The sequence below is a fragment of the Kerstersia sp. genome (genome assembly GCF_052103615.1).
Taxonomy (GTDB): domain Bacteria; phylum Pseudomonadota; class Gammaproteobacteria; order Burkholderiales; family Burkholderiaceae_B; genus Kerstersia.
Map to the genome: position 1 here is coordinate 550 of NZ_JBQEKA010000091.1, position 11,589 is coordinate 12,138.

9 protein-coding genes are annotated in these 11,589 nt (G+C 57.8%); all 9 read left to right on the forward strand.

What is annotated here, in order from left to right:
* The coding region (locus ACTJGZ_RS14005; RefSeq protein ID WP_441663522.1) for a hypothetical protein at positions 1–842 on the forward strand (842 nt) is incomplete at its 5' end.
* A 163-nt stretch (positions 843–1,005) separates the two neighbouring features.
* Entirely contained in the window at positions 1,006–3,657 is a 2,652-nt protein-coding gene (locus ACTJGZ_RS14010; RefSeq protein WP_441663523.1) for a hypothetical protein, read from the forward strand.
* A gap of 313 nt (positions 3,658–3,970) precedes the next feature.
* The gene (locus ACTJGZ_RS14015; protein WP_441663524.1) at positions 3,971–5,506 is read left to right on the forward strand and encodes a hypothetical protein; all 1,536 of its coding nucleotides are present in this window, start codon (positions 3,971–3,973) and stop codon (positions 5,504–5,506) included.
* 255 nt (positions 5,507–5,761) lie between these two features.
* Positions 5,762–6,973 (forward strand): hypothetical protein, encoded by a 1,212-nt coding sequence (locus ACTJGZ_RS14020; protein WP_441663525.1) that lies wholly within the window; start codon positions 5,762–5,764, stop codon positions 6,971–6,973.
* A gap of 246 nt (positions 6,974–7,219) precedes the next feature.
* On the forward strand, positions 7,220–7,981 hold the full coding sequence (rpsB, locus tag ACTJGZ_RS14025; RefSeq protein WP_278859588.1) for a 30S ribosomal protein S2: 762 nt from the start codon (positions 7,220–7,222) through the stop codon (positions 7,979–7,981).
* 111 nt (positions 7,982–8,092) lie between these two features.
* Complete coding sequence (gene tsf / locus ACTJGZ_RS14030; RefSeq protein WP_441663526.1) at positions 8,093–8,965, forward strand: translation elongation factor Ts; 873 nt, start codon at positions 8,093–8,095, stop codon at positions 8,963–8,965.
* Positions 8,966–9,204: 239 nt separating this feature from the next.
* The gene (gene pyrH, locus ACTJGZ_RS14035) at positions 9,205–9,921 is read left to right on the forward strand and encodes a UMP kinase (protein WP_441663527.1); all 717 of its coding nucleotides are present in this window, start codon (positions 9,205–9,207) and stop codon (positions 9,919–9,921) included.
* Positions 9,922–10,062: 141 nt separating this feature from the next.
* Entirely contained in the window at positions 10,063–10,623 is a 561-nt protein-coding gene (gene frr, locus ACTJGZ_RS14040) for a ribosome recycling factor (protein ID WP_441663528.1), read from the forward strand.
* Positions 10,624–10,740: 117 nt separating this feature from the next.
* Positions 10,741–11,505: a polyprenyl diphosphate synthase gene (gene uppS, locus ACTJGZ_RS14045; RefSeq protein ID WP_441663529.1), complete on the forward strand. Its 765-nt coding sequence runs from the start codon at positions 10,741–10,743 to the stop codon at positions 11,503–11,505.
* The last annotated feature ends 84 nt before the right edge of the window (positions 11,506–11,589 follow it).

An 11,589-nucleotide genomic window follows, 5' to 3' on the forward strand; every position in this document is an offset into this window, starting at 1 on the left:
CAGATTACGGTGCCATACTAGTGGGTTATCCACGTGTTCAAAGAAAACGAAATGAATCCGAAGGGGTGAATGAAATTCACCTGAATTTGCCTTTCATTATCCTGTCGCAAGACGTAAGGCAAATATCACGGAGTCCTAGTGTATATCGGGACGGCTGGGCAATTGATGAGGCTGTTTTATTCAAAACTGATGCATCTGAGAACTTACGTGGAGGCTATTCTTTGAGTGGGCGCTACTTTACTCAGGGCGACTGGAGTACCAATTATTATGGCAGCAATGGAAATAGTTTCGATCTGGGGGATTCTGTTTACACGGGCTTCATGATTTACGACTCTGACGTATTGATGAAAATAAACGAAACTTACCCTTTGATGTGTCAGAATCGTTTTTCCATTGCGAAGAAAGGTAGCAAGGTGCCCAATGTGCGTACTGAAAGTATGCAATGCCTGGTTCAGTGGAAGGAAGATGATTGGCTTGTCATCAATGTGCCAACTGATACAACAATCAATAATCCCAGCCTGGCGGAAGGCATGGCCTTTCTGAATGAATATATTGAGAATGCTGCGCAAGACCCGAACACCGATCACTATATTTCATTAGTGGCAAAAAAATATACGGATATACAGGAAAAATGGGCGGCCGATGAGGCGGCGGACGTCTCGAATCTATCCAGTCTGGCAACTTATACCAAAAATGCCGTCTGGTCCTATACCGGGAGAAGCAATTCGATGACATTCGGCTCTGCGAGGCACTGGATGCAATCCGTGACCAATGAATTGAACAAGCGTTATGACCCTACGCTGAGCCTGGAGCAAGGCAGGCTGGTGCCACGGGCGCACTAAGCAGACGCAGGCCGGAAGGCATCGGCCTTTCGGCGTCAGCGCGCCGTTTGCCAAGGCGGTTCCAGCGGCGATGCACGGAGAATACAAAATGGTTCATCTTTCCCTGCCGGGGCGTGTGCGGTCGCGTGCCCGGCGGCTTGGCACGCCTGTATGGCTTTCCCTCATGCCTTGCATGAGCGACAAGGCCCGCTTGCGGCCAAATTTCAAACGATCCGTGGGCATGCTGCTGGTCTGCAGCATGTTGGCGGCTTGCAGTGTCAGCGACCCAGAGAATAACGATCTGGCCATTGAAAGTTCGCAATATGAGGGCTGGCACAGTGTCTTTGAACCCAGGGATCTCTACGATGCCCAGGGTGTGGCGCGCTCTTATGAACTCAGCTTCGACGAAGAAGATCCAGGGCGTCCAATCGAATTTTCAAAGGTTGGTAGCGGTAAGGTGGAAGGCGTCCGGGAATATGCCGGGCTGTCGGGATTGATCTATACCCTGTGCGGATCCAGTACACGCGTCAACTCGGCGACGGCCAAGCAGAATGCCATACTGGCCTATGGTCCGCCGATTGCCGCAGGCGACTTGCCGCCAGACTTTATCTTGGCCGACCCTTTGCTGGTCAGTTGCGACGATGCCGCGGCCTTAAGCACCGAAGACAGCGGTTACCTTGGCCGCCGCATTACCAGTGTTGCTGGTGTATTGAAATTCGGCAGTTATGCCATAGACGCGAATGGCCGTTATTCAGGCAGCTACGGCTATGAAAGCCGCGGCCAGAATAGCGGTCATGTACAGTTCTACCGCCATCCGCAAAGCGGCCAGCTGGCAGCAGTCATTTCTATGCATTATCTGGATAGGGGCAGTAGCAAATTCGGGCGTGTCGTGCTGTTCGACCAAGGGCAGGGCGCGCAGAGCACCGGTGTCAGTAATCGCTATACCAGTGGCTATCAATCCTGGAATGCGCAGCTGAAACGCACCTTGCTGGATTATCACCCGGTGCTGGATGCTGACCGGCAGCCATTGGGCTATATGCTGGAACACGCCATGGAACCCTTGTCGCCCACGCTGTTGCCCGTAGGGAGCGATGCCAGCTATGCCCAGGGAATTGCTGATATCGCGTATGTTGTCTGCAGCCAGCCGGCTAACCATTTGGTGGCGGATCCTGGCCAGCCTGCGCTGGCGGATAATCAGGCGTTTTATCTGCGCTATGCTCAGGCACTGGCGCCGCAGGCGGCGGCTGTCGCTGATGCAAGTCTGGCGCGTGCGCTGGACGGTTGCCAGCCCGGCAATGAGATGGCATTGCAGGTGAAGGTAAGCAACCAGCGTACTCAAGTCATCATCGCCCAGCAAAAAAGCTATGACGTTGCAGAGGACGGCAGCTTCGGGGATGCCGCTGCGTCTGGCAAAGTGCGCCTCTTCCATAACCGGCAAGGTCATTTGCTGGCTCTCTACCGCTACCGTGATGCTTCAGGCAACCATGTGGGGCTGCGTACCAACGCGCCCGGTGAAATTGTGGCTACCGACTTTACCCGAACGCCTCACTGGCATTCCCTGGAGGCAGACGGCAGCAGCAAACCTTACGCGGCGGCACGGCGCTTCAACAAATTGGCCTGGTTCCGGCCACAGGATGAGAGAGGTCAGTTCCGCCGGGTAACACGCAGCGTGGCCTATAAGGATGTGGCGTTCGCCGTGTGCGACTTGGATACCATGATGAGTGACTGGCCGCTTGAAATGGACGGCCTGCTGGATGCTAATACCACCTTTCTGTTGCACGATAGCTTGCGTAAACTGGATGCGGCCGGGCGGCTAGGACGTAGCACCAAGGATGTCCGGCATGTGATGAATACCTGCAATCGGATAACGACCAACCTGGATTTGACCTTCGAGGTTGCAGATGGCGCTGTATATGCCGTGCTGAGCGGCATAGGCACACCGCTGAAAAGTCCGCTAGATGCCCAGGGCAATTTCAATCGAAATGGACTCTCGGGCCACGCAGATTTCTATCTGGATGCAGATAACCGCCTGGTGATCGCCTATGCCTTTCATCTGAATGACAAGGTAGGCGGCAAATCCGGCAGGGGCATCGCCCTGGAGAGCGCACCGGCCGCCCATGGGCAACAGAATGCCGTCTGGCAGCAGGCAGATGGCCCATGGGCCAGGACGTTTACGTCTGGAAATAGTTATGTCGCTCTTGCACACGCCAATAATGCTGCGCCGATGAAAACCCGTACCGGATGGCCAACGCGCATCAACCGATATGCGTATTTGCCGCGAGACGTCATGGCCTGGCAAGGTGTTGCAGGGCAGGCTTACTTCTTATGCGAAGACTATTTCTATGTAGATGGGGTGTACCGCAATAGGGAAACCGGAGATTTTCTGCCTGGTTACAACATGGATAACGCCGCTGAGTTTCGCCGCGAGATGCCGCATCTGATTGTGCGCGGGTTGATCGTAACCGGCGAAGTCACGGGCTACAGATTCACCAATCTGACATTCAACGATTTTGCGTTGACGCACTCAGTGCAAACCTGCCGGCATAGTGACAACCCGGCTGGGACTGCGGGCGTTCAAGCCTACGGCTATGAAAACGGTGCGTTTTATGCTCGTAACCATCAGGGGGTTCAAGCGGGCGGCAATCGCGGTTTTTCTTTCACCAGCGGCTGGGGAGAGGGCGGGCATGCCGATTCCGCCTTGTTCCTGACCGACGCCAACGAAGCCGTCATGGCGTATCGCTATTACTTGGATTCGAACGATGAATCAAAGGGTATCGCGTATGGCCTGATGTTCGGCTCTGACGCCAGGGATATGCCTGTGGTGGGATCCGACTGACCTCTTATTGGACGTTCCAACCAACCTTGGGGTGCATGGAAAGCAGGCTTGAGGCCGCCAAGCCTGCTTCTGGCAGCAAGGTTTGTTTATTAAAGTAAATCCTTCAATAACCTGCCCTGTATCAGTGTCTTCGAATGTTTCAGGCTTATAAAATGATAAAAATACGACTCATTGTTATTTTTATCTATATCGGCATCCCCCCGCCTGACGGATATCAGTCGGATGCCATGGCAGCAGCCGCAGTCCCGTCGGCGGACGGAGTCAGGCCCGCCTGTTTCCCGGCATGGTGTTTTCTCTCTCTGGAGCAGTCATCATGAAGGTCATGAATTACAAGGCAGTGGTGCTTTCTGTGTTGGCGGGCTTGCTGGCGGCGGGTGGCGCCCAGGCAGGCATCACCAAGGTAGGCAAGGTCTATTCCGGCGCCAAGCCGGCTGACAAGCCTTACCAAATGGTGCACGTGGGCAGCGAAGTCGGGAATGGCATGGGGAATGCTGTTTATGTCGCGTTTTTTGCGACGCGCACGGATGATCCGGGGAATACGGCTCCGCGGCTGGACCAGAACAATGTTCTTGAGCCAGCACCGAATACGGAAGAGGGCTTTGCGTATGACATTACCGGCTATCCCGCCTTCTTGCGCATTCCGGACGGCGCCAACGATGCCAGCCAGACGCAAGTATGGGCATTTCCGGCATGCGCGCCTTATGCATTGCCGACTGCCAGCGAGCGTCGGATCTTCCTGGATCGAGTGGAAATTTTGGAGGAGTTTGGTCCCCAACCTCGTCCTGTTAATTCGGCTCGCCCCGATTGGGATGCCAGCACTTGGACAGCCTTCCTTCAGCCTTTGCATGGCATGGACTATTCTGCCAGCCGCGGCGAACTGGTTGGCGGCCTGACGTTCCTGGGCAAGATTTTGCGCTGGAACCTGAATGTGCCGGGAACGATGGCCAACGCCAGCGGCGTGTGCAACCCGGATTCCCTGGCCGTGGGGCAGATCACCCGCAGCAGGCTGATCAAATATAGCCCGGACAGCGGCAAGGTCATTGCTGCCTTGCGTGGCAATGAAGAGGATATCAATGACGCTAACGCGCTACTTCAATTAAGAAAATTCAGCCCCGATTCGGTGGATGGGGCAACGAATCTGTTGAATCCCGGCGTTGCGCCGCTCATTGCCGATGCGACGACTGGCCACGCGATCTATGTCACCCCTCATGCGACCTACACGGGCGGCAGTGGCTTCCGGCGCATTACGCTGAATAACGGCACGCCAGACGATGTCGTGGACTTCAGTTTCGCCACAGGCAGCGCGCCGACCAAACCCGTCAGTTTCCTGAATATGGTGGTGCAGGAAAATGCCAGCGGTGAACCGACGCGTATCTATGCCTTGAATAGCCGCGACTGGGACCCGGACGAGCTGATGACGGTGCCGGCCGCGCCTGATGCGGCGACGCTGGCGGCCTACAAGAGCGCCTTCGCCACGGCGGCAAGCGCATTCGGCGCGGGTTTGTATATTTATGATGTCAGCGCCTATGACCCTATCAACGAGGAATATGTCCTGACCAAAGTGACGGACATCCCTGCGGTGCAGCCGGTAGAGCTGGTGCTCGATGGCAACCGCCTGTTCTTCAATGACCGTATCGGCCAGGAATTGGTGGAAGTGGATGTCTCGTTGGCACTTCCCGCCAAGGTCGGCACGCTGGCAACGGAGTGCCTGAGCAGCAATCTGATCAAGGGGGCCGGTAAAACGCTGTACCTGACGTCGATCTGGTCGGAGCAGCTGTATAGCGTGGGCGCCACCCTCAGCGGCGCGGCATGCAATGCGGTGGAGAAATACAACTACACCAGCAACTAGTCCGCCGCTTGAAAAGGCCCGGCATTGAGCCGTGCTGACAGCGGCACGCGGCGGCGTTTGATGCCCGCCGCGTGCCGTTGCGATTTGCTGGCGCCCTGTGGCCCTTGCCGTCGCCAGCGATGAATGCCACAGGTCCTGATGGCTGGATGGCTGGCGGGCTGGGCGCAGCAAAGTGTGCCGATTTGATCACTGCGGGGATAGCCGGCGTTGTGCTGTGCAGCTAGGCTGACGAGGTTCCGTGTTTCAGGGTTTGCCATGCAAGCAGCCGCAATATCCGACCCCGCGTTTTTTAGCCGCCATGGTTTATGGTCGGCTTTGCAGCGCTACCAGTTTTTGGCGGCTGCGGCTGTTCCCTGGTGCTGGCTGGATCAGCACCCCGTGTGCGCGCACCGGGTAACCGATCCGGAAAATGAAGGGGAAGCCGAATATCAGCTTGATATGTCTGGCCAGCGTTTCCTGGCCGCGCGAGTGGCGGCTGGCCCGGCTAGCCGCCAGTTGCTGCCCGTCAGGCGCAGAACTGATGCGGATGGCCGCTGGAAGGATGCGCTGGACGTCTATTTCCAGCCATGCCTGCAACTGTTCTGGCCATCATTGCATGCTTTGATAGATTGGCGTCAGCCGCCGCAATTTCTGGATAAAGAGTTGCAGGCGCTGACCTTGTCGAAAGGCCGCAACCGGCGCTATGTCGATAAGCTGGCATCGGTGCAACTGCTTCAGGGCGAGCGGATATGCCTGCTGGTGCATATGGAAGTCCAGGCTCGCCTGCAGGCCGGTTTCGCCGGCCGCATGTTTGAGTACTTTGTGCGTCTGCGCGAAACATACCCGGACCAGCCTATTGTGCAATTGGCTATCGTCACGCGCGGCCGACCAGATCAAGACAGGCTGGCCTATTGTTATGAGCCATTAGGGAAGAATTTTCTGAGCCTGAATTTTTCTCTGCCAATGTTAAATTTGCAGGGCTGGCGCGACCGTGACGCCGAGCTGGCGGCGCTGGCCGCGCACAATCCATTTGCATTGCTTGTTCAGGCGGAATTAGCCGCGGCCAGGCAGGATTCGCCATCAGACCGTCTGCAGCACAAAGTCCGTTTGCTGCGCCAGCTATATCGCCACGGCTATGGCGGGCTGGATTTCCGCCGTCTGTTTGCTTTTCTGGATGGCATCTTGGGCTTGCCTCCTGAACAGGAAATCCAGTTTGTTCGCGCCATGAACCACATCGACAGCCAGGCAGGGGGATCCAACATGCCATACATTACCAGCATCGAAAGAGTCGCCATCGGCCGGGGCCGTCTGGAAGGGAAGGCCGAAGGCATGCGTGACGCCTTGCGCTGCTTGCTGGAACAGCGCTTTGGCCGTTTGCCGGAAACAGCCAGGGAGCGCTTGCAGCAAGCGGGCCAGGAAGACTTGCAGCACGGCCTGAGCCAGGTGTTGAAGGCCCATTCACTGGATGAAGTGTTGCCGCGGCAATAATTTCACATGGTATTGACAGTTTTCCGCCAATTTCGTCTTGAAGCAAGGCCCTGAAAAATAGTAGAATAGCGGGCTTGCCCAATTTTTCCATCAGAACGGGCGGCGGTGTTTGCCAGGCAAATACCGCAAAGTGTTCTGAAATCGCGTGTCGTACCACCAGGGTGCTGCGCAGTCCTCATTTCGGCGGATTCCGCCACGGGGCGCGTGGTGCAGGTGCGGCGCCAGTCCAAACCCTAGGAGATTCATATGTCCATCAGCATGCGCGATATGCTCGAAGCCGGTGTCCACTTCGGCCACCAAACCCGCTACTGGAACCCCAAGATGGCCCAGTACATCTTCGGCCATCGCAACAAGATTCACATCATCAACCTGGAAAAGACGGTTGAGAAGTTCCAGGAAGCCGAAAAGTTCGTGCGCCAGCTGTCCGCCAAGGGCGGCACGCTGCTGTTCGTCGGCACCAAGCGCGCCGCGCGTGAGCTGGTGGCTGAAGCCGCCGAGCGCAGCGGTTCGCCCTTCGTCGATAGCCGCTGGTTGGGCGGCATGCTGACGAACTTCAAGACCGTCAAGACCTCGATCAAGCGCCTGAAGGAAATGGAAGCCCTGGCAGCCGATGGCGGCCTGGAGCGCCTGAGCAAGAAGGAAGGCCTGCTGTTCCAACGCGAACTGGACAAGCTGAACAAGTCCATCGGCGGCATCAAGGATATGGGCGGCCTGCCTGACGCTCTGTTTGTCATCGACGTTGGCTATCATAAGATTGCCATCGCCGAAGCGCGCGCCCTGGGCATCCCGGTGGTGGCCGTGGTCGATACCAACCACTCGCCGGACGGTGTGGATTACGTCATTCCTGGCAACGACGACTCCGCCCGCGCCATCGCCCTGTACTCGCAAGTCATCGCCGACGCCGTGCTGGCCGGCCGTGAACAGCGCCTGAGCGGCCTGGTTGAAGAAGTGGCTCAAGCTGACGAAGAATTCGTCGAAGTGCAGGAAGAAGGCTCGGAAGAGGCCTAATTGCTGTCACGCCGCCTCCCTTGTTCTGAGGGAGGCGGGCCGCCGGCCTGACGGGCAGGGCTGGCGCCGGTTCCGCGAGAGCCGGATCAATCAATCGAATCTGGAGTAGAAATGGCTGAAATTACCGCTGCGATGGTCAAAGAATTGCGTGAAAAGACCGACGCCCCGATGATGGAATGCAAGAAGGCGCTGACGGAAGCTGCTGGCGACCTGGCCCGTGCTGAAGAAATCCTGCGCGTCAAGCTGGGCAGCAAGGCAGGCAAGGCCGCTTCCCGCGTGACCGCCGAGGGCTTGCTGGGCCTGAACATTTCGGCTGACGCCAAGCGCGGCGCGCTGGTGGAAGTCAACTGCGAAACCGACTTCGTGGCCAAGAACGACGACTTCGTCGCTTTTGTCGCCAAGGTGGCGGAACTGGTGGCCGACAACAATCCCGCCGACGTGGACGCTCTTTCGGCTCTGCCGCTGAATGGCGAAACCGTTGACAGCGTGCGTACTGCCCTGATCGGCAAGATCGGCGAGAACATCACGATCCGCCGCTTTGTCCGCAAAGAAACCCCGAACAAGCTGGCCAGCTACGTTCACAGCGGCCGTATCGGCGTGCTGGTTGAGTTCGACGGCGCCGACGAAGTGGGCAAGGATGTTGCCATGCACATCGCCGCGACCCGCCCGCAGGCTCTGAACGCCGAAGGCGTGCCGGCTGACCTGATTGCCAAGGAACGTGCCGTGGCCGAACAGAAGGCTGCCGAATCCGGCAAGCCGGCTGAAATCGTTGCCAAGATGGTTGACGGCACCATCCAGAAGTACCTGAAGGAAGTGGCGCTGCTGTCGCAAGTGTTCGTCAAGAACGACAAGCAGACCGTTGCTCAGATGCTGACGGAAAAGAACGCCGCCGTGAACAGCTTCACGCTGTTCGTGGTGGGTGAAGGCATCGAAAAGAAGACGACTGACTTCGCCGCTGAAGTTGCCGCTGCCCGTCAGGGTTAAGCAATACGACAGGCTGTCGATCCGGTGCGCCCGCGCCGGGCGGCAGCCTGTTTTTTTGGCATGTTGCCAAGCCTGGGCCGGACGGCGGTTCCAGTGAGTCATCAGGCACATTCAGCGCAAGGCCGACACGCCTTTCTGACTGAATTTGTCGCCAGCCGTAAAATTCCACGCTGCCCCAGGGCAGCGTTTGCACAAACAAAGCTAAAATTCCGCCGAGCCGCTTCCAGGGAGTCATGGTGATGAGCAGTACAGCATATAAACGCGTTCTTCTTAAATTGTCCGGTGAAGCGCTGATGGGCGACGATGCCTACGGTATCAATCGCGCCACCATCGTTCGCATGACCGAGGAAATCGCTGAACTGGTTTCCATGGGTGTGGAGCTGGCCATCGTGATTGGCGGCGGCAACATCTTCCGTGGTGTCGCACCGGGCGCGCAAGGCATGGACCGCGCGACGGCGGACTACATGGGCATGATGGCGACCTTGATCAATGCGCTGGCCTTGCAAGATGCCATCAAAAACCGTGGCATTGACGCCCGCGTGCAATCGGCACTGCGCATCGACCAGATCGTTGAGCCTTACATCCGCCCCAAGGCATTGCGCTACCTCGAAGAAGGCAAGGTCGTGATTTTCGCGGCCGGCACGGGCAATCCCTTCTTCACCACCGATACGGCGGCTGCCTTGCGCGGCGCTGAAATTGGCGCGGAAGCCGTGTTGAAGGCGACCAAGGTTGATGGTATTTATACCGCCGATCCGCACAAAGACCCCAATGCCACGCGTTATGCAACCATCAGCTTTGACGAAGCCATCGTGCGCCGTCTGGAAGTGATGGACGCCACGGCATTTGCGCTGTGCCGTGACCAGAAACTGCCTATCAAGGTCTTTTCGATCAATAAGCCGGGCGCGCTCAAGCGCGCCGTGAGCGGCGCAGACGAAGGTACGCTGGTACACGTCTGATGCCCGGCCTGGTGTCCCGCCTGCCTTCAGGGCTGGGCGGGCGCCAGGCCGATTTCAATACAGGAGCCGCAGGCTCCTTGCCGGATATGGCGCCGCCGTGCCTTGCCGCGTGCCGGTGCTCTTGACTAGAGGAATAGAGACATGAGTGTTTCCGACATCCGCAAATCTGCTGATACCCGCATGCAGAAGTCCATCGAGGCTTTGAAGACCAATCTGTCCAAGATCCGCACCGGCCGCGCAAGCGCCGCCATCCTGGATCATGTGCAGGTGGAATACTACGGTTCGATGGTTCCCGTCAGCCAGGTTGCCAACGTCACGGTTGTCGATGCGCGCAACCTGAATGTGCAAGTCTGGGAAAAGAGCATGGTTTCTGTGGTGGAAAAAGCGATCCGTGAATCAGATCTGGGCCTGAACCCCCAGGCGCTGGGCGAAGGCATGCGTGTGCCCATGCCCGCGCTGACGGAAGAACGCCGCCGCGATCTGGCCAAAGTCGTCAAGGGTGAATCGGAAGACGCCAAGGTTGCCATCCGCAACCTGCGCCGTGAAGCTAACGATGCGCTCAAGCGTTTGGTCAAGGACAAGGAAATCTCCGAAGACGACGAACGCCGTGCGCAAGATGATGTGCAAAAACTGACGGATCGCTTTGTTGCCGAAGTGGACAAGCTGGTCAGCCAGAAAGAAGCGGAAATCATGACGGTCTGAGGTAATGCCCGCGAGCGCGCCAGATCTTCACGGAACCCGGGGGCTGGCTGCGCATCGGCTTTATCGTTTTACCTTAAGCCATGGGACGCGCTCGCAGGGCGCTGTTAAGATTCTGTCATGACATTTAGTACTACCAAGGCCATACCCGTTGTGGGTGCCATTCCCCGCCATGTCGCCATCATCATGGACGGCAACGGACGTTGGGCCACCAAACGGCATCTGCCTCGTACCGCCGGCCACGCAAAAGGTGTCCGGGCCGTACGGCGGGCAGTGGAGGCCTGCGGTCAGGCCGGCGTGGAGTATCTGACGCTGTTTGCCTTCAGCTCGGAAAACTGGCGCCGCCCGGCGGAAGAAGTGTCGCTGTTGATGCGCTTGTTCATGCAGGCGCTGGAACGCGAGGTCGATAAATTGCAAGAGCAGGGCGTGCGCCTGCGCATTGTGGGCGATGTCTCGCCTTTCGATCCGAAGCTGCGCGCGCTGATCGACGCCGCGCAGGCGCGTACCGAACACAATAGCAAACTGACACTGACCGTGGCCGCGAATTACGGCGGCCGCTGGGACGTGCTTCAGGCGGCGCAAAAGCTGATGCTGGAACCAGGACGCGATCCGCGGCAAGGGCTGTCGGAAGACGATATTTCCAAGCATCTCTGCATGGCCTGGGCGCCTGAGCCGGATCTGTTCATCCGTACCGGCGGCGAACAGCGCATTTCAAATTTCCTTATCTGGCAGCTCGCCTATACCGAGCTGTACTTCACTGACCAATTCTGGCCTGATTTCGACCGGGCCTCGCTGGAACAGGCATTCCACTGGTACGCGACACGCGAACGCCGTTTTGGCCGGACCAGCGCCCAAGTGGCTGAAACCGGGGCAGGGCAGCCATAAGCGCCAGCTCGGCGACAGGAGAAACACTCATGCTGGGAACTCGTATCATCACCGCAGTGGTTTTGCTGATCGTACTGGGCGGGG